Raw genomic sequence first — 18066 nt, 5'->3', positions numbered from 1 at the left:
CCTGTGAGCTCAGTCAACAAGTCGATTTTGTTGGTCGATGACGATCAAGAGATACGCGAGTTGCTGGACACTTACCTGACCCGCGCCGGTTTCCAGGTTCGTACCACGCCCGACGGCGCAGGCTTTCGTCAGGCGATGAACGAGGCACCGAGCGATCTGGTGATCCTCGATGTGATGCTCCCGGACGAAGACGGTTTCAGCCTCTGCCGCTGGATCCGCCAGCACCCGCGTCAGGCGCAGGTGCCGATCATCATGCTTACGGCCAGCTCCGACGAGGCCGACCGCGTCATCGGTCTGGAATTGGGCGCCGACGATTACCTCGGCAAACCCTTCAGCCCGCGTGAGTTGCAGGCGCGCATCAAAGCCTTGTTGCGTCGCGCGCAGTTCGGTCAGGAACGTTCCGGCAGTGAAGTGCTGGCCTTCGATGACTGGCGGCTGGACATGGTCAGCCACCGGCTGTTCCACATCGACGGCGAAGAAGTGATTCTCTCCGGCGCCGATTTCGCGCTGCTGAAACTGTTCCTCGATCACCCCCAGGAAATTCTCGACCGCGACACCATCGGCAACGCTACCCGTGGTCGTGATTTGATGCCGCTGGATCGCATCGTCGACATGGCCGTCAGCCGTTTGCGCCAGCGCCTGCGTGACACCGAAAAACCAGCGCGTCTGATCCGTACCGTACGCGGCAGCGGCTACCAACTGGCCGCCAATGTGGTTGCCAGCAATGGCCACTGAGTTTTTCCGCAAGCTCGCCGCACGGATTCCCGTGCCGCGTTCTCTGCTCGGGCGGATGTTACTGCTGACGCTGTTGGCGGTGCTGTTCGCCCAGACGTTGTCGAGCGTGATCTGGGTCTCGCAACTGCGCGCCACCCAGCTTGAAGGCCTGGTCACCAGCGCCCGAAGCCTCGCTCATTCGATGACCGCCAGCGTCAGTTACTTCCGCTCTCTGCCGGTAGCGTTTCGGCCATTGGTACTCGACCAGTTGCGCAGCATGGGCGGCACCCGTTTTGTGGTGACACTCAACGACAAACCCTTGGGCATGGAAGTGCTGCCGATCACCCCACGCAAGGAAGCCGTGCTCAAAGCGGTGGACGAAGTGCTGCGCCAATCCCTGGGCCAGGACACCGATATCTCGGTGACCTTCGTCAGCCCCGAAGACCTGCGGATCTTCAACAGCGGGCTGAAACTCGATGAATTGCCGCGCTCCTGGGCGCATTACGCGCTGACCCTGGAGCCGGTTAACCCGCCGGTATTGGTCACCCAGATCCAGATGGCACCGGGCGAGTGGCTGTACATCGCCTCACTGTTGCCCGAGCCCTACACCAGTCTTGAAGAACAAGGCCTGCCGGCGCAGCAAGTCTGGTTCATCGTGCTCACCAGCGGCTTTTTGCTGTTGTTCATTGGTCTGCTGGTGCACTGGCAGAGCCGGCCGCTCAAGCGTTTGGCGCGGGCAGCCCGTGACATGTCCCTCGGCGCGGAAGTCGAACCGGTGGCCGAGGGCGGCGGCAGTGAAGTGGTCGAGGTCGGTCGCGCCTTCAATGCGATGCGCGAGCGTATCAGCCGTTACCTGACCGAGCGCAGCCAGTTGTTCAGCGCGATTTCCCATGACTTGCGCACACCGATTACCCGTTTGCGGTTGCGGGTTGAATTGCTCGAAGACGAAACGCTGCAAGCCAAGTTCGGGCGGGATCTGGATGAGCTGGAGCTGCTGGTCAAAGGCGCGTTGCAATGCGTGAAAGACACCGACATCCACGAAAACATCGAACCGGTCGATCTCAACCATGTACTGGATTGTCTGGTGGAGCCGTATCTGGCACCCAACGGCAATGGTCGCGTCACTCAGCAAGGGCGTGCGCTGGCGGCGTATCCGGGGAAGCCGCTGGCGCTCAAGCGTTGCATCGGCAACCTGATCGACAATGCCTTGAAGTATGGGCAGAAAGCGCATCTGCACATTGATGACGACCAGAGTGCGTTCATCCTGCATGTGGACGACGAAGGCCCAGGCGTGCCGGAACAGCGAATGGAGCAGGTGTTCGAACCGCACTTCCGCCTGGCCGGGCAGCAGCAGGGTTATGGGTTGGGGTTGGGGATTGCGCGAAATATTGCGCATAGCCATGGCGGCGAAGTCAGCCTGCAAAATCTGCGTGAGGGTGGGTTGCGGGTGACGTTGCATTTGCCTCGGTCGTTGGATTGAGTTTCTGCCTTTAGATCCACCCCTCACCCCAGCCCTCTCCCCACGGGGGAGAGGGGGAAAGGGAGCCGATCTCCAGAACTTTCAGATCCTGAGTTCGACTCAGATTTTTCAGGTCGATGTAACTCCAAGAACAACTCGGTCAGTCCCCTCTACCCCCTGGGGCGGTCCGACGTTTCGGGAGGGTTAGGGTGAGGGGTGGATTTTGAGCCCGACACAGCCCCTAAATCATTTGTCACCACCCAGTGACAAAACCTGCCCCCTTCGTTACAAGCCCACCACCGCCCGTTGTTTAGACTGCCCCCAGTCATAACAACAAAAAAGGCACCCCATGGACTCCTTCCAACCCGCGTTCAGCAGTTGGCTGAACGCACCCGCCCATCAGCACTGGCTCGCCGCCGAAGGCCTGCGCCTGCTGGCGTTTGCCAAGGCTTCAAAGCTTCCCGAAGGTTTCGGCAATCTTGATGAAAAGGGCTGCCTCCCGGCCAACGCCCACGCCGAAACCATGAACACCGCGCGCATGATCCACAGCTTCGCCATGGCCCACATTCAGGGCTTGCCGGGTTTCGCCGAGCTGGTGGATCACGGCGTCAAAGCCCTCAGCGGCCCATTGCGTGACGCCGAACACGGTGGCTGGTTTTCGGCTCCCGAACTTCGCGACGGCAACACCGGCAAGGCGGCGTACCTGCACGCCTTCGTCGCGCTGGCCGCCAGTTCTGCGGTCGTCGCTCAGCGTCCCGGCGCGCAGGCCTTGCTCGACGATGCCATCGACATCATCGACACGCATTTCTGGAGCGAGGAAGAGGGCGCGATGCGCGAGTCCTTCAACCGCGACTGGAGTGAAGAGGAACGCTATCGCGGCGCCAACAGCAACATGCACGCCACCGAAGCCTTTCTCGCGTTGGCCGATGTCACCGAAGAGAACCGTTGGCTGTGCCGCGCCCAGCGCATCGTCGAGCGTGTGATCCACGGTCACGCCGCTGCCAACGATTACCTGGTGGTCGAACATTTCGACCGCGACTGGCAACCCTTGCGCGACTACAACCACGACAACCCGGCCGATGGTTTTCGCCCCTACGGCACCACGCCGGGGCACGGTTTCGAATGGGCCCGGCTAATGCTGCATCTCGAAGCGGCGCGGGTTAAGGCCGGGATGCTCACGCCGGGCTGGCTCGCCACCGACGCGCAAAAACTCTTCGACCACAACTGCCGTCACGGCTGGGATATCGACGGGGCGCCGGGGATTGTCTACACCCTCGACTGGGACAATCGCGCCGTGGTTCGCCATCGCTTGCACTGGACCCATTGCGAAGCCAGCGCCGCCGCCAGTGCGCTGCTTAAACGCACAGGCGATGCGCAATACGAAAGCTGGTACCGACTGTTTTGGGAATTCTGCGACAGCCATTTCATCGACCGTGAAAGCGGCAGCTGGCATCACGAACTCGATCCGCAGAATCGCCCGAGCGCCGATATCTGGGCTGGTAAACCTGATCTTTATCACGCCTGGCAAGCCGTATTGATCCCGCGATTGCCTCTGGCGCCGAGCATGGCGACTGCCCTGGCACAGTTATCCCAGAGCGCTCCTGTGTAACCATGTGGTGACATTCGAACGTCCCTTCGTTACCTGCGAAGGGATCACTCCTGTTTAGAATCCTATGCAGCGCAAGCACCAGACTTGCATGCATAACAACAAGAAAGGTACTACTAGATGAATGCGATTTCTCGCCTCGCTACTGTCATTTCTCTCGCCTCATTGCTTCCCCTTTCTGCATTCCCGCTGAGTACGCTTGCTGCCGATTCCAAAGGTTCGGTGGAAGTCGTTCACTGGTGGACCTCTGGTGGTGAAAAGGCCGCGGTCGATGTTCTGAAGGCTCAAGTCGAAAAAGACGGCTTTACCTGGAAGGACGGCGCAGTCGCCGGTGGCGGCGGTGCTACGGCCATGACCGTACTCAAAAGCCGCGCCGTTGCCGGTAACCCGCCGGGCGTAGCGCAGATTAAAGGTCCGGACATCCAGGAATGGGCGTCTACCGGTCTGCTCGACACCGACGTCCTGAAAGACGCTGCCAAAACAGAAAAATGGGACAGCCTGCTCGACAAGAAAGTCTCCGATACCGTGAAGTACGACGGTGATTACGTGGCCGTGCCGGTGAACATCCACCGCGTCAACTGGTTGTGGATCAACCCGGAAGTCTTCAAGAAAGCCGGCATCGAAAAAGCGCCAACCACCCTTCAGGAATTCTACGCGGCCGGTGACAAGCTCAAGGCGGCGGGCTTCATTGCGCTTGCCCACGGCGGCCAGCCTTGGCAGGACAGCACCGTGTTCGAAGCGGTGGTGCTTTCGGTCATGGGCGTCGACGGCTACAAGAAAGCCCTGGTCGACCTCGACAACGCTGCACTGACCGGCCCTGAAATGGTCAAGGCGCTGACCGAGCTGAAGAAAGTCGCGACCTACATGGACGCCGACGGCAAAGGCCAGGACTGGAACCTGGAAGCGGCCAAGGTCATCAACGGCAAGGCCGGCATGCAGATCATGGGTGACTGGGCCAAGAGCGAGTGGACAGCGGCCAAGAAAGTCGCCGGCAAAGACTACGAGTGCGTAGCCTTCCCGGGCACCGACAAGGCCTTCACCTACAACATCGACTCCCTGGCGGTGTTCAAGCAGAAAGACAAGGGCACTGCTGCCGCTCAGCAGGACATTGCCAAGATCGTGTTGGGTGAGAACTTCCAGAAAGTCTTCAGCATCAACAAGGGTTCGATTCCGGTTCGAATCGACATGCTGAGCGACATGGGCAAGTACGGTTTCGACTCCTGCGCCCAGACCGCTGCCAAGGACTTCCTGGCGGACGCCAAGTCCGGCGGCCTGCAGCCGAGCATGGCGCACAACATGGCGACCACGCTGGCGGTACAAGGTGCGTTCTTTGATGTCGTGACCAACTTCATCAACGATCCGAAAGCCGATCCTGCCGTTGCCGCCAAGCAGCTCGGCACTGCCATCAAAGCTGCCAAGTAATGCTTGGCCCCTGTAGGAGCGAGCCTGCTCGCGATAGCGGTGTATCAGTTGATACATCCAGAGTCTGACACTCAGCTATCGCGAGTAGGCTCACTCCTGCAAGGGGAAGCATTTCCAACGTAAATTTTCTCTTCGTACGGGATCTTCCCATGAGTTCTGTTGCTGTGTTCAGCAAGGCCTCGCCGTTCGATGCACTGCAGCGCTGGCTCCCCAAACTGGTGCTGGCGCCCAGCATGTTCATCGTCCTGGTCGGTTTCTATGGCTATATCCTGTGGACGTTCGTCTTGTCGTTCACCACGTCGACCTTCCTGCCGACCTACAAATGGGCGGGCCTGGCGCAATATGAGCGGCTGTTCGACAACGACCGTTGGTGGGTAGCGAGCAAGAACCTGGCGCTTTTCGGCGGCATGTTCATCGGTATCACCCTGGTGATCGGTGTACTGCTGGCGGTGTTTCTTGATCAGCGCATTCGTCGCGAAGGTTTCATTCGCACCATTTACCTGTACCCGATGGCGCTCTCGATGATCGTCACCGGTACCGCCTGGAAGTGGCTGCTCAACCCGGGCATGGGCCTGGACAAATTGCTGCGTGACTGGGGCTGGGAAGGCTTTCGCCTGGACTGGCTGATCGATCCGGACCGCGTGGTGTACTGCCTGGTGATCGCTGCGGTATGGCAAGCCTCGGGCTTTATCATGGCGATGTTCCTCGCCGGCCTGCGTGGTGTTGATCAATCGATCATCCGTGCCGCCCAGATCGATGGCGCGAGCATGCCGCGCATTTACCTGAAAGTGGTGTTGCCCAGCCTGCGTCCGGTGTTCTTCAGTGCGGTCATGATCCTGGCCCACATCGCGATCAAGAGTTTCGACCTGGTGGCGGCAATGACCGCCGGTGGCCCGGGTTACTCCTCCGACCTGCCTGCGATGTTCATGTATTCCTTCACCTTCAGTCGCGGCCAGATGGGCATGGGTTCGGCCAGTGCGATTCTGATGCTCGGTGCGATTCTCGCAATCATCGTGCCTTACCTGTACTCCGAGCTGAGGACCAAGCGCCATGACTAGTTTCGCTGCCAAACCTTCCATCAGCCTGAGTCGCATCGCGATCTACGGCGTGCTGATCCTTGCCGTATTCCTTTACCTGATACCGCTGGTGGTCATGCTGTTGACCAGTTTCAAGACGCCGGAAGACATCAACTCCGGCAACCTGCTGAGCTGGCCGACCGTGGTCAGCGGCATTGGCTGGGTCAAGGCCTGGGGCACGGTGGACGGGTACTTCTGGAACTCGATCAAGATCACCGTCCCGGCGGTGATGATCTCCACTGCCATCGGTGCATTGAACGGTTATGTGCTGTCGATGTGGCGCTTCCGAGGCTCGCAACTGTTCTTCGGTTTACTGCTGTTCGGTTGCTTCCTGCCGTTCCAGACCGTCCTGCTGCCGGCCTCGTTCACCCTCGGCAAGATGGGCCTGGCGAGCACCACCACGGGCCTGGTGTTCGTGCATGTGGTCTACGGCCTGGCGTTTACCACGCTGTTCTTCCGTAACTACTACGTCAGCGTTCCCGATGCGCTGGTGAAGGCGGCGCGGCTGGATGGCGCGGGTTTCTTCACCATCTTCCGCTTGATCATCCTGCCGATGTCCACCCCGATCATCATGGTCTGCCTGATCTGGCAGTTCACCCAGATCTGGAACGACTTCCTGTTCGGCGTGGTGTTCTCCAGCGGTGACTCGCAACCCATTACGGTGGCGTTGAACAACTTGGTCAACACCAGTACCGGGGCCAAGGAATACAACGTTGATATGGCGGCGGCGATGATCGCCGGGCTGCCGACCCTGCTGGTCTATGTGGTCGCAGGCAAGTATTTCGTGCGCGGGCTGACGGCCGGCGCAGTCAAGGGGTAATCATGGCTACGCTCGAACTTCGCAATGTAAACAAGACTTATGGCCCCGGCTTGCCGGATACCCTCAAGAACATCGAACTGTCGATCAAGGACGGTGAGTTCCTGATCCTGGTCGGACCTTCGGGTTGCGGCAAATCGACCCTGATGAATTGCATCGCCGGTCTGGAGACCATCACCGGCGGCGCGATCATGATCGGTGACCAGGACGTCAGCGGCATGAGCCCGAAAGACCGCGACATCGCCATGGTGTTCCAGTCCTACGCGCTGTACCCGACCATGAGCGTGCGCGAGAACATCGCCTTTGGCTTGAAGATCCGCAAAATGCCCGCCGCCGACATCGAAGCGGAAGTGGCGCGGGTAGCCAAGCTGTTGCAGATCGAACATTTGCTCGGCCGCAAACCCGGCCAGCTCTCCGGTGGTCAGCAACAGCGCGTGGCGATGGGCCGTGCCCTGGCGCGGCGGCCGAAGATTTACCTGTTCGACGAACCGCTGTCCAACCTCGACGCCAAGCTGCGCGTCGAGATGCGCACCGAAATGAAACTGATGCACCAGCGCCTGAAAACCACCACGGTCTACGTGACCCACGACCAGATCGAAGCCATGACCCTGGGCGACAAAGTGGCGGTGATGAAGGACGGGATCATCCAACAGTTCGGCACGCCGAAAGACATCTACAACAACCCGGCCAACCTGTTTGTGGCGAGCTTCATCGGTTCGCCACCGATGAACTTCATCCCCCTGCGTTTGCAGCGCAAGGACGGTCGTCTGGTGGCGCTGCTCGACAGTGGTCAGGCGCGCTGCGAATTGCCGTTGGGCATGCAGGACGCCGGTCTTGAAGACCGCGAAGTGATCCTCGGCATGCGCCCGGAACAGATCGTTCTGGCGGGCAGCGAGCCGAATGGTTTGCCGATCATTCGCGCCGAAGTCCAGGTCACCGAGCCAACCGGTCCCGACACCCTGGTGTTCGTCAATCTCAACGAAACCAAAGTCTGCTGCCGTCTGGCGCCAGACGTTGCACCGGCCGTGGGCGAGACCCTGACCCTGCAATTCGATCCATCGAAAGTGCTGTTGTTCGATGCCAAGACCGGTGAGCGCCTGGGGGTGGCCGGTCAGCCTAAAACCGAGACTCACAGTGCCAATGTGGCGCAGTTCAAAGGCCGCTGAAGATCAAAAAATGTAGGAGCGAGCCTGCTCGCGATAGCGGTGTATCAGTCGACAAAAATGTTGAATGAAAGTCCGCAATCGTCGGAACGCCGCCCGGAGCCGGCTCACTCCTACAGGGGGATATGCGGCGGGTGGCCTGTCACCCGCTGCACCGGATGTCACCGCGTTAAATAAAAACAGTTAATAACAATAAAACGAGGATGTAGGGATGAAGAAGAAGAACAACGCTCAGCTTATCTGCCAGTTGTCAGCCGTTGCGGCAATGATGCTGGCTGGTAGCGTGCACGCGGCTGACGCGTTCAGCGCCGATTCGGAATGGATGACCGGTGATTGGGGTGGCGAGCGGACCAAGCTGATCGAGCAGGGTATCGACATCAAGATGGACTACGTCGGTGAAGTGGGCGGCAACCTCCACGGCGGGTTTAATGATGACAAGACGGCGCGTTACGCCGACCAGTTTGGTCTGGGCGTGGCGCTGGACCTGCAAAAACTGTGGGGCTGGGATAACACCCAGGCCAAGATCCAGCTCACCAACCGTAACGGTCAGAACATCTCCAATGACCGTGTCGGCGACCCGCGTGCCGGCACCTTGAGTTCGTCCCAGGAAGTCTACGGCCGAGGCCATATGGTCCGTCTGACCCAATTGTGGATCAAGCACCAGTTCCTCGACGGTAAACTGGACGTCAAAGCCGGTTACTTCGGTGAAGGCGAGGACTTCAACACCTTCCCTTGCGAGTTCCAGAACCTGGCATTCTGCGGTTCCCAAGCGGGTAACTGGGCCACCAACATCTGGTACAACTGGCCGGTCATGCAGGCTGCGGTTCGCGTGAAGTACAACATCTCGCCTGAGTGGTATGCGCAGATCGGCGCGTATAACCAGAACCCGACGCAACTGGAGCACGGTAACGGCTTCAAGCTCAGCGGCAGCGGTACTGCCGGCACCGTTTTGCCAGTCGAACTGGTGTGGCTGCCTAACCCGAATAACCTGCCGGGCGAATACCGTGTCGGTTACTACAAAAGCACCGCCAATGCCGATGACGTCCGCAAGGATGACAATGGCAATGACGCAGCCACCAGCGGCAACGCCTACCGCAGCCACGACAGCAAGCACGGCTACTGGTTTGTTGCCCAACAACAACTCACCAGCCACAACGGCGACAAATCTCGCGGTCTGAACATCGCAGCCAACGCCACTTTCCACGACAAGGACACCAACTTCGTCGACAACTACCAGTCGCTGATGTTTGTGTACAAGGGCCCGTTCGATGCACGTCCAAAAGATGACATGGGTATCGGTTTCGCCCGTATCCATGTCAACGATGACGTGAAGAAAAACGCCGAACTGGTCAACGCCGCCAATGGTGTCACCGAGTATGAAGATCCACTGTTCTCGCCACTGCGTAGCACCGAGTACAACTACGAGATCAACTACGGCTTCCACGTTACCAACTGGCTGACCGTGCGTCCTAACCTGCAATACATCACTCACCCAGGTGGTGTTGATGAAGTCGACAACGCGCTGGTCGCCGGCCTGAAAATTCAGTCGGTGTTCTAACGCTGTTGCGATAAGCTCTTCTCCATGTGCGCATTTTTGCGGACAGCCTTGGCTGTCCGCTTTTTTTTGGGGGCGGCGCACCCCGGGTGATATTCAGGACCGTGGCACATGCATGAGCATCCGCTACAACGCTTCTTCAAATCCTTGCGCGAACGTCCGGTGTTTGCGTGGGAGCGCTATCAGAAGCGCGACGTGCTGGTGATCGACCATCCGCTGTGTCAGGCGGTGTTCAGTCGGCAGGGGGCGCAGTTGCTGCACTTCCAGCCAAAGGGTCAGAAACCCTGGCTCTGGTGCGCGGCGAAGTGGCCGCAGGTCGGCGCGATACGTGGTGGCGTTCCGGTGTGCTGGCCGTGGTATGGCCGTCATCCGAGCGAAAACGCCTGGCCTTCCCATGGTTGGGCACGGCTGATCGACTGGAAGCTGCTGGACAGCAGCGCCGATGACGATGGCGTGCGCCTGCACTGGCAACTTCAGTTGTGCGACTGGCAAGTGGACCTGCACGCGCACTTGGGCGACCGCATGGATTTACGCCTGAGTACCGAGCATCAGGACAGCCTGCCGTGCCAATTGAGTCAGGCGTTGCATGCGTATTGGCGTATTGGCGACGTCGGTGAGATAGCGCTGTCTGGCCTCGACGGGGCGCAGGGTTACGACCAGTTGAACCGGCAGGTTTGTCATCAGGAAGGCGAGTTGCGGGTAGAGGGTGGCTGTCAGCGGGTGTTCCAGCATGACGGCGAATTACAGCTCAAGGACCACGCCTGGCAACGCGAATTGTGCATCGATACCGGCGACCATGCGGACACGGTGGTCTGGCATCCGGGCACGCGGCCGTTGTTGGGGGTGAGCTGGAATGAGATTTCGGAGTTTGTCTGTGTGGAAGCCGCGAGTGGCGGGACGGATAGCCTGAGCCTGGCACCGGGGGAGAGGGCGCATTTGAGTTTGCAGGCGCGGACTCCCTCACCCTAACCCTCTCCCGGAGGGAGAGGGGACTGATCGAGGTGTTCTTGGAGCTACATCGACCTGAATAACCGAGTCGAACTCAGGATTTGAAACGCTTGAAGCTCAGCTCCCTTTCCCCCTCTCCCCTATGGGGAGAGGGCTGGGGTGAGGGGTGGCTCTTGCAGCCTCAGTTAAACTCATCCCCAATCGGATACCGACTGGCGTTCAGGCTTTCCTTGATCTTGCGCAAATGCGGCTGGAAGTCCACGCCTCGGCGCAAGGTCATGCCAGTGGCGAGCACGTCCAGCACGGTCAGCTGAATGATCCGCGACGTCATCGGCATATAGATGTCGGTGTCTTCCGGCAGCGGAATGTTCAGGCTCAACGTGCTGGCCTTGGCCAGCGGCGAACCTTCGGCGGTCAAACCCAGCACCGAAGCACCGTTCTCCCGGGCAATACGCGCCACTTCCACCAGTTCGCGGGTACGCCCGGTGTAGGAAATGATCACGAACAACTCGCCGGTGTGTGCCACCGACGCAATCATGCGCTGCATCAGCACGTCGGCGTGGGCGGTGACCGCCAGGTTGAAGCGGAAGAACTTGTGCTGCGCATCCAGCGCCACCGGGGCCGAGGCGCCGAGGCCGAAGAAGTGGATCTGCCGGGCCTGGATCAACAGGTCGACGGCGCGGCTGATCAGGTTCGGGTCCAGCGCCTGCAAGGCACTGTCCAGCGAAGCGATGGCGCTGCCGAAAATCTTCTTGGTGTACGCCTCGGGATTGTCGTCGGCCTCGACCGCACGGCTGACATACGCCGCGCCGCTGGCCAGGCTCTGCGCCAATTGAAGCTTGAGTTCCGGGTAGCCGCTGACGCCGAACGAACGGCAGAAACGGTTGACCGTCGGCTCGCTGACCTTTGAGGCCTGGGCGAGGGCGGCGATGCTGAACCGGGTGGCCTGCTGTGGGTTGAGCAGGATCACCTCGGCGACTTTGCGTTCTGCCTTGTTCAGGTCTTCAAGGCGATTCTGGATCTGTTCCAGTAAATTTCGCACGCGGTCCATATGGTTTCCTTGGTTCGCCTACAAGAGTGCATCTGCAATGCAAACAAGCGTGTTGCTATGCAAATTGGGCCTTTGATGCGGCCCCAAACGGTGGCCTATCCTACTGATGGCTCCGACCGTCCACCACTCGGAATCTGTATTTTGCGAAAATGTTGTGGTTATTACTACATTTTCCCTTGAGTGATGCCTTGAAAAAAGGTATTTGTAGCTTAACTTGATAAAAGAACAAACATCATGCCTTCGATTACGGTTGAACCGTGCACCTTTGCCTTGTTCGGCGCCCTTGGCGATCTGGCCCTGCGCAAGCTGTTTCCTGCCCTTTATCAGCTCGATGGCGCAGGCCTCTTGCACGAGGACACGCGAATTATCGCGCTGGCCCGTGAGCCTGGCAGCGAGCAAGAGCATTTGGCGTTCATCGCCTCCGAGCTGCGCCGCTACGTCGTCGCCAAAGAGCTGGACGAAGCCGTGGTCGAACGCTTTCTGGCCCGCCTGAGTTACCTGCACGTCGACTTCCTCAAGGCTGACGATTACGTCGCCCTGGCCGAAATGGCCGGCAGCGCCCAGCGAGTGATTGCCTACTTCGCGACACCGGCCGCCGTTTACGGCGCGATCTGCGAGAACCTGTCGAAGGTCGGCCTGACTGAAAACACCCGCGTGGTGCTGGAAAAACCCATTGGTTCGGACCTGGAATCCTCGCGCAAGGTGAACGACGCCGTGGCGCAGTTCTTCCCGGAGAACCGCACCTACCGCATCGACCACTACCTGGGCAAAGAAACCGTCCAGAACCTGATCGCCCTGCGTTTCGCCAACAGCCTGTTCGAAACCCAGTGGAACCAGAATTATATCTCCCACGTGGAAATCACCGTGGCTGAGAAAGTCGGGATCGAAGGCCGCTGGGGTTACTTCGACAAGGCCGGCCAGCTGCGGGACATGATCCAGAATCACCTCCTGCAACTGCTCTGCCTGATCGCCATGGACCCGCCGGCCGACCTGTCTGCTGACAGCATCCGTGACGAGAAAGTCAAAGTGCTCAAGGCGCTGGCGCCGATCAGCCCGGAAGGCCTTACCACTCAGGTGGTGCGCGGTCAATACATTGCCGGTTACAGCGAAGGCAAATCGGTTCCCGGTTACCTGGAAGAGCCGAACTCCAACACCCAGAGCGACACCGAAACCTTCGTTGCGCTGCGTGCCGATATCCGCAACTGGCGTTGGGCCGGTGTGCCGTTTTACCTGCGTACCGGCAAGCGCATGCCGCAGAAGCTGTCGCAGATCGTCATCCACTTCAAGGAACCGTCCCACTACATCTTCGCTCCCGAGCAGCGCCTGCAAATCAGCAACAAGCTGATTATCCGCCTGCAACCGGACGAAGGCATTTCCTTGCGCGTGATGACCAAAGAACAAGGCCTGGACAAGGGCATGCAGCTGCGCAGCGGTCCGTTGCAGCTGAATTTTTCCCGACACCTGGCGTAGCGCGCGGATTCCCGATGCCTACGAGCGGTTGTTGCTGGAAGTGATGCGCGGCAATCAGAACCTGTTTGTCCGTAAAGATGAAATCGAAGCCGCGTGGAAGTGGTGTGACCAGTTGATCGCCGGGTGGAAAAAATCCGGTGATGCGCCCAAGCCTTACGCGGCCGGGTCCTGGGGGCCGATGAGCTCCATTGCTCTGATCACGCGGGATGGGAGGTCGTGGTATGGCGATATCTAATTTGCAATTGCCTCAGGGCGTCAGCGCCCATGCATTTAAAAGCCCGGTGTTGTTGGCCGAAGGCCTGGCGCTGAATGTGGCCAAGCAACTGAGTGACGCGATCGACGCGCGCGGCACCGCGACGCTGGTGGTGTCCGGTGGACGCAGCCCGGTGGCATTTTTCCAGCACCTGGCCAAGCAGACGCTGGACTGGTCAAAAGTCGTGGTGACCCTGGCCGACGAGCGCTGGGTACCGGTTGAACACGCCGACAGCAATGCCGGTCTGCTCAAGCGCTATTTGTTGCAAGGCCCAGCGGCCAAGGCTCAGTTTCTGAGCCTGTACAGCGCTACCGCGAACCTTGAGCTGGCAGCCGAGCAGGCGGACCGTTTGCTCGCCGAGTTGCCGCCGATCGACGTGCTGATACTCGGCATGGGCGACGACGGTCACACCGCTTCGCTGTTCCCCAACAGCCCGAACCTGAGCGATGCCTTGAAAGCCGACGGCACACGTCGTTGCTACCCGATGCTGGCGCCGACCGTGCCGCATCAGCGCCTGACCATGAGCCGCGCGCTGCTGGCCTCGGCCAAGACCACCGTTCTATCGATTTCCGGTCAGTCCAAGCTGACCACCCTGAGTGCCGCATTGGCCGGTGATGATGTCGCCGCCATGCCGATTCGCGCGTTTCTGCAACCTACGTTAGAGATTTACTGGTGCCCATGAGCCAAGGAACAGCCGCTATGACAACCCCATCCCCGACCGTTTCCATGGCGGACAAAGTTGCCCTGATCGACAGCCTCTGCGCCAAGGCGCGGATCCTGCCGGTGATTACCATCGCTCGCGAGCAGGACATCCTGCCGCTGGCCGACGCCCTCGCGGCCGGTGGCCTGACAGCCCTGGAAGTGACCCTGCGTTCACAGTTCGGCCTCAAGGCTATCCAGATTCTGCGCGAGCAACGCCCGGAACTGGTGACCGGTGCCGGTACTGTGCTGGATCGCAACATGCTGGCGGCTGCCGAAGCGGCCGGTTCGCAGTTCATCGTCACGCCGGGCATCACCCGTGACCTGCTGGAAGCCAGCGTCAACAGCCCGATTCCGCTGTTGCCGGGCATCAGCAACGCCTCCGGCATCATGGAAGGCTATGGCCTGGGTTATCGCCGCTTCAAGCTGTTCCCGGCGGAAGTCAGCGGCGGTGTCGCGGCCATCAAGGCCCTGGGCGGCCCGTTCGGCGAAGTGAAATTCTGCCCGACTGGCGGCGTCAGCCCGGCCAACATCAAGAGCTACATGGCGTTGAAAAACGTGATGTGCGTGGGCGGTAGCTGGATGCTTGATCCCGAGTGGATCAAGAACGGCGACTGGGCCCGCATTCAGGAATGCACCGCCGAGGCACTGGCGCTGCTGGACTGATCGGCTTTACCAAACACTTCGTTGTGTGTTCTACGGCTTTACGGTGCGCTTGGTCGGTGCACCGTTTTTTTTTGCCCGGTGAAAACCGTGCAATGCGATAAATAATTACCGCACATCGGGTTTCGTCCCGCCCTAACCTGCGTTCATCTTATGGAAGAGAGAACGTCATGGACGACAACACTGCGGTTTCACCCTCACCAGCGGTTTACCTGCTTTCACCTGAACAGATCGCCGGGCCTTATTTCCGAAATCCGAAATTGATCAGACGAAACATCAGCGAAGGCATGGATGGCATCCCCTTGGTGCTGAGGCTGACGATCGTCGATGCCATGACGGGGCAGCCGGTGACAGACGCCCTGGTGGATATCTGGCATTGCAATGCACGCGGGGCGTATTCGGGCTGGACCAAGGTCAATCCGGACAAGGAAGTCGACGTCGGCGACATAGGCTCGATCCCGCGCACCGACGACGACACTTACCTGCGAGGCGGGCAGTTCACGGACAAAAACGGCATCGTGCGGTTTACCACGATCTATCCGGGGTTCTATGCCGGCCGTGCCCTGCACATTCACGTCGTGGTACGCATCATGGAAGGCAACAATTACCTGGAAGAGCGACATGTTGCCTGGGTCGGTCAGCTCTACTTTCCCGAGGTCGCCTCGCGCTCGGTACTCAACGCCAGGGAGTACCGCGGCCGAGCCGTTTCGCCGCGGACCAACGAACAAGACTTTTTCTATGAAAACATGGGCGGCGAAGCCTCGACGCTGACCGTTCACAGCCTGAGTCGAGATTCGAATAAAGACGGCTACTTCGGGCACACGACCATCGGCATCGACACCTTCGCGGTATCGACGCAGATCAAGCCCGAGGACTTCGACAAATACACCGTGTGACGTCAGCGCAGTTCGGTCAACGCCCGGACCAGTAGATCCATGTCTGCACCGGTGGTGGTAAGCCCCGGGGTGATGCGAATGCACGGACCACTCGCGGCACCACTGCGCGCCACGGTAAACAGGTTGTAGTCCTTGAGCAGCCGCTCGACCATCACCTGTTGATCGGCATGCCGGGTAAAGCGCATCGAGGTGATGCCGCAATACAGTCGCGGGTCGTCCGGGGTCATGACTTCGATCCCCGGCAACTCGCGTACCGCGCTCACCCAGCGGTTGCGCAGGTAATTGAGCCGAGCGCCCTTGGCGGCGGAACCGCCCATGGCCTGATGTTCCTCGAACACCAGCGGCAGGGTCAGCAGCGCCGGGATGTTGGGCGTGCTGTATGGCGTGCGGGCGCGAATATCGGTAACCGGGAAATGCATCTCGCCCATGTCCGGGTCGATGTCCGCCAGGCGCTCGGGGGCGATGTACATGAAGCCCAGCGTCAGCGGTGCACCGATCCATTTGTGCAGGGTGTAGCCAGCAAAGGCGATGCCCAGTTTATCGAGATTGAACTCGAGTTGGCCGAACGCATGGGCGCCGTCGAGGATCACGTCGATGCCATGTTCCCTGGCGGCTGCGGCAATGGCCTGCACCGGCATCACCAACCCGGAGCGATGGGTGACGTGGGTCAGGGCCATCAGTTTGAGTCGCGGATAACGCACGAAAGCTTCGCGGTAAGTGGTCAGCAAACTGTCGAAACTGGCGGGGTGCGCGTGTTCGATCTCGATCACCTCGACGCCGCGATGACGTGCCAGCCAGCGCATGGCCCCTTTGACCGTGTCGTATTCCAGATCACTTATCAGCACCTGGTCGCCCGGTGTCAGGCGGTTGTAGTTGCGGATCAGCGATTGCAGACCGTCCGAAGCGTTGCGGGTGAGGGCGACGGTGTCGGCGGGTACGCCCACCAGATCGGCGAGCTGTTTGCGAATCTTCAGGCTTTCGCCCTGTTCGAAGCGTTGTCGCACGTGCACCGAGTTGCTGCGATTGATCAGCTCGATATTGCGCTGATATTCCTCGACTACCGTGCGCGACATGCGCCCGAAGTACCCGTTTTCGAGGTTGACCGGGCCGGGTTCAACCGCATATCGGTCGGCAAAGGTTCGCCAGAAGGCTTCATCACGGGCACGGCGGGTGTTATCGGGCATGGGCTACTCAATCAGGGGCCAGGTATGGATGTCGGGTCAATGGCGCGGTGCGGGTTTGCCATGTTTGGCGCGTAGCGGTTCGAGCAGCTCCGACAGCCCGTTGTGATCGATTTCCTGCATCAAGGCCAGCAAGCCGCCGAGTTCACCATGGGGGAAACCTTCCCGGGCGAACCAGTTCAGGTATTGGCCGGGGAGGTCGGCAATGATCTGGCCCTTGTATTTGCCGAAGGGCATTTCACGGGTAATCAACAGTTCGAGCTTTTCAGGGTTCATCAATCAGTCGTCTTGATTCAAACAGTCTGGAAAATACAGGCATTCTGCATGCAGGCCAAATGACAGATCATGCAAAAAAAGCGGATACAGATTTCGGGTTGATCGATAAGCAGTTGAAATATAAGAAATAATTTATCAATTCAAAGCTGGCATGCAGGGTGCAATACCTATTGCATCTTTCATCAACCCGCGAGGAATTGAAAATGACCGACATGAATAAAGAAGCCATCTCTGTACTCAACGACCTGATTGAAACCAGCAAAGACGGTCAGGAAGGGTTCAAGACTTGCGCTGAAGACATCAAACACCCTGAACTCAAAACCCTGTTCGTGCAACGCTCGGCGGACTGCGCCACTGCGGCTTCCGAACTGCAAGCGCAGGTGCGTTCGCTAGGCGGCGATCCGGAAACGTCCACCAGTGTCAGCGCTGACCTGCACCGTCGCTGGGTCGACGTGAAAGCGATGTTCACCGGCAAGGATGAAGAAGCCGTGCTGAACGAAGCCGAGCGGGGTGAAGACCATGCACTGAAGGCTTACAAAGAAGCCATGGAAAAAATCAACAAACACAACCTGGTGGGCATTCGTGACCTGGTTGAGCGTCAGTACCACGGCGTGCAACGCAATCACGATCAGGTAAAAGCCCTGCGTAATCAGGCTCGCGCACGCTCGTAAGCGTTCGTTGTCTGTCAGAAACGCCAGCCAGTCTGGCGTTTTTTTGTGTCCGGGAATTAGCACTGGACGGATGTTAGTTAGCTAGCTAATAATTTGTTTATCAAGTGACTGAACCGATCCCGACTATCGTTAAATCGTCTTTCCAA

General features: G+C 59.3%; 16 protein-coding genes and 1 pseudogene. 14 read left to right on the top strand and 3 right to left on the bottom strand.

What is annotated here, in order from left to right; genetic code table 11:
- Positions 1-3: 3 nt before the first annotated feature.
- The 9 genes from ABH912_RS13675 (at position 4) to ABH912_RS13635 (ending at position 10781) form a co-directional block, all read left to right on the top strand.
- On the top strand, positions 4-735 hold the full coding sequence (locus ABH912_RS13675; RefSeq protein ID WP_033056827.1) for a response regulator: 732 nt from the start codon (positions 4-6) through the stop codon (positions 733-735).
- Positions 725-2194 carry an ATP-binding protein gene (locus tag ABH912_RS13670; RefSeq protein ID WP_429510905.1) on the top strand — a complete coding sequence of 490 codons (1470 nt, stop codon included), beginning with the start codon at positions 725-727 and terminating at the stop codon, positions 2192-2194. The genes ABH912_RS13675 and ABH912_RS13670 overlap by 11 nt, the downstream gene beginning before the upstream one ends.
- Before the next feature lie 328 nt (positions 2195-2522).
- Entirely contained in the window at positions 2523-3782 is a 1260-nt protein-coding gene (locus ABH912_RS13665) for an AGE family epimerase/isomerase (protein WP_429510904.1), read from the top strand.
- A 117-nt stretch (positions 3783-3899) separates the two neighbouring features.
- A complete protein-coding gene (locus ABH912_RS13660; protein ID WP_033056824.1) occupies positions 3900-5201 on the top strand; it encodes an ABC transporter substrate-binding protein in 1302 nt (433 codons plus the stop codon).
- Positions 5202-5350: 149 nt separating this feature from the next.
- The gene (locus ABH912_RS13655) at positions 5351-6259 is read left to right on the top strand and encodes a carbohydrate ABC transporter permease (RefSeq protein ID WP_033056822.1); all 909 of its coding nucleotides are present in this window, start codon (positions 5351-5353) and stop codon (positions 6257-6259) included.
- On the top strand, positions 6252-7097 hold the full coding sequence (locus ABH912_RS13650) for a carbohydrate ABC transporter permease (protein WP_033056821.1): 846 nt from the start codon (positions 6252-6254) through the stop codon (positions 7095-7097). The genes ABH912_RS13655 and ABH912_RS13650 overlap by 8 nt, the downstream gene beginning before the upstream one ends.
- A gap of 2 nt (positions 7098-7099) precedes the next feature.
- On the top strand, positions 7100-8260 hold the full coding sequence (locus ABH912_RS13645; protein WP_033056820.1) for an ABC transporter ATP-binding protein: 1161 nt from the start codon (positions 7100-7102) through the stop codon (positions 8258-8260).
- 208 nt (positions 8261-8468) lie between these two features.
- Complete coding sequence (locus tag ABH912_RS13640) at positions 8469-9815, top strand: carbohydrate porin (protein ID WP_033056819.1); 1347 nt, start codon at positions 8469-8471, stop codon at positions 9813-9815.
- Between the two features lie 108 nt (positions 9816-9923).
- On the top strand, positions 9924-10781 hold the full coding sequence (locus ABH912_RS13635) for a D-hexose-6-phosphate mutarotase (protein WP_033056818.1): 858 nt from the start codon (positions 9924-9926) through the stop codon (positions 10779-10781).
- Between the two features lie 160 nt (positions 10782-10941).
- Here the strand turns inward: ABH912_RS13635 and ABH912_RS13630 are convergent, their stop codons facing one another.
- Positions 10942-11802 (bottom strand): MurR/RpiR family transcriptional regulator, encoded by an 861-nt coding sequence (locus tag ABH912_RS13630; protein ID WP_177318169.1) that lies wholly within the window; start codon positions 11800-11802, stop codon positions 10942-10944.
- 243 nt (positions 11803-12045) lie between these two features.
- On the opposite strand from ABH912_RS13630, the pseudogene zwf reads away from it, so the two are divergent.
- From zwf to ABH912_RS13610, 4 genes and pseudogenes are all read left to right on the top strand, one after another.
- Positions 12046-13516 (top strand): annotated as a pseudogene (gene zwf, locus ABH912_RS13625) (glucose-6-phosphate dehydrogenase).
- A complete protein-coding gene (gene pgl, locus ABH912_RS13620) occupies positions 13503-14216 on the top strand; it encodes a 6-phosphogluconolactonase (RefSeq protein ID WP_033056816.1) in 714 nt (237 codons plus the stop codon). Before zwf ends, pgl begins: the two are co-directional and overlap by 14 nt.
- A 17-nt stretch (positions 14217-14233) precedes the next feature.
- Positions 14234-14899: a bifunctional 4-hydroxy-2-oxoglutarate aldolase/2-dehydro-3-deoxy-phosphogluconate aldolase gene (locus ABH912_RS13615; protein ID WP_008151112.1), complete on the top strand. Its 666-nt coding sequence runs from the start codon at positions 14234-14236 to the stop codon at positions 14897-14899.
- A gap of 167 nt (positions 14900-15066) precedes the next feature.
- Positions 15067-15792: an intradiol ring-cleavage dioxygenase gene (locus ABH912_RS13610; protein ID WP_429510903.1), complete on the top strand. Its 726-nt coding sequence runs from the start codon at positions 15067-15069 to the stop codon at positions 15790-15792.
- A gap of 2 nt (positions 15793-15794) precedes the next feature.
- Here ABH912_RS13610 and ABH912_RS13605 read toward each other — a convergent pair whose 3' ends face one another.
- Both ABH912_RS13605 and ABH912_RS13600 read right to left on the bottom strand, forming a co-directional pair.
- Complete coding sequence (locus ABH912_RS13605; RefSeq protein ID WP_429510902.1) at positions 15795-16976, bottom strand: aminotransferase class V-fold PLP-dependent enzyme; 1182 nt, start codon at positions 16974-16976, stop codon at positions 15795-15797.
- A 36-nt stretch (positions 16977-17012) separates the two neighbouring features.
- Positions 17013-17249 (bottom strand): DUF3820 family protein, encoded by a 237-nt coding sequence (locus ABH912_RS13600; RefSeq protein WP_429510901.1) that lies wholly within the window; start codon positions 17247-17249, stop codon positions 17013-17015.
- 203 nt (positions 17250-17452) lie between these two features.
- Here ABH912_RS13600 and ABH912_RS13595 point away from each other — a divergent pair, with 203 nt between their 5' ends.
- Complete coding sequence (locus ABH912_RS13595) at positions 17453-17920, top strand: PA2169 family four-helix-bundle protein (protein ID WP_429510900.1); 468 nt, start codon at positions 17453-17455, stop codon at positions 17918-17920.
- Positions 17921-18066: the final 146 nt, after the last annotated feature.

Origin of the sequence: Pseudomonas sp. BT76 TE3572 (genome assembly GCF_050435365.1) — a bacterium.
Taxonomy (GTDB): Bacteria; Pseudomonadota; Gammaproteobacteria; order Pseudomonadales; family Pseudomonadaceae; genus Aquipseudomonas; species Aquipseudomonas fluorescens_W.
This window is presented reverse-complemented; position numbering and strand designations above follow the sequence as displayed.

Bases quoted from the DNA above. Each gene is read 5' to 3' on its own strand.
- ABH912_RS13670 (WP_429510905.1), top strand. From the start codon at position 725: ATGGCCACTGAGTTTTTCCGCAAGCTCGCCGCACGGATTCCCGTGCCG.
- ABH912_RS13665 (WP_429510904.1), top strand. From the start codon at position 2,523: ATGGACTCCTTCCAACCCGCGTTCAGCAGTTGGCTGAACGCACCCGCC.
- ABH912_RS13660 (WP_033056824.1), top strand. From the start codon at position 3,900: ATGAATGCGATTTCTCGCCTCGCTACTGTCATTTCTCTCGCCTCATTG.
- ABH912_RS13655 (WP_033056822.1), top strand. From the start codon at position 5,351: ATGAGTTCTGTTGCTGTGTTCAGCAAGGCCTCGCCGTTCGATGCACTG.
- ABH912_RS13650 (WP_033056821.1), top strand. From the start codon at position 6,252: ATGACTAGTTTCGCTGCCAAACCTTCCATCAGCCTGAGTCGCATCGCG.
- ABH912_RS13645 (WP_033056820.1), top strand. From the start codon at position 7,100: ATGGCTACGCTCGAACTTCGCAATGTAAACAAGACTTATGGCCCCGGC.
- ABH912_RS13640 (WP_033056819.1), top strand. From the start codon at position 8,469: ATGAAGAAGAAGAACAACGCTCAGCTTATCTGCCAGTTGTCAGCCGTT.
- ABH912_RS13635 (WP_033056818.1), top strand. From the start codon at position 9,924: ATGCATGAGCATCCGCTACAACGCTTCTTCAAATCCTTGCGCGAACGT.
- pgl (WP_033056816.1), top strand. From the start codon at position 13,503: ATGGCGATATCTAATTTGCAATTGCCTCAGGGCGTCAGCGCCCATGCA.
- ABH912_RS13615 (WP_008151112.1), top strand. From the start codon at position 14,234: ATGACAACCCCATCCCCGACCGTTTCCATGGCGGACAAAGTTGCCCTG.
- ABH912_RS13610 (WP_429510903.1), top strand. From the start codon at position 15,067: ATGGACGACAACACTGCGGTTTCACCCTCACCAGCGGTTTACCTGCTT.
- ABH912_RS13605 (WP_429510902.1), bottom strand. From the start codon at position 16,976: ATGCCCGATAACACCCGCCGTGCCCGTGATGAAGCCTTCTGGCGAACC.
- ABH912_RS13600 (WP_429510901.1), bottom strand. From the start codon at position 17,249: ATGAACCCTGAAAAGCTCGAACTGTTGATTACCCGTGAAATGCCCTTC.
- ABH912_RS13595 (WP_429510900.1), top strand. From the start codon at position 17,453: ATGACCGACATGAATAAAGAAGCCATCTCTGTACTCAACGACCTGATT.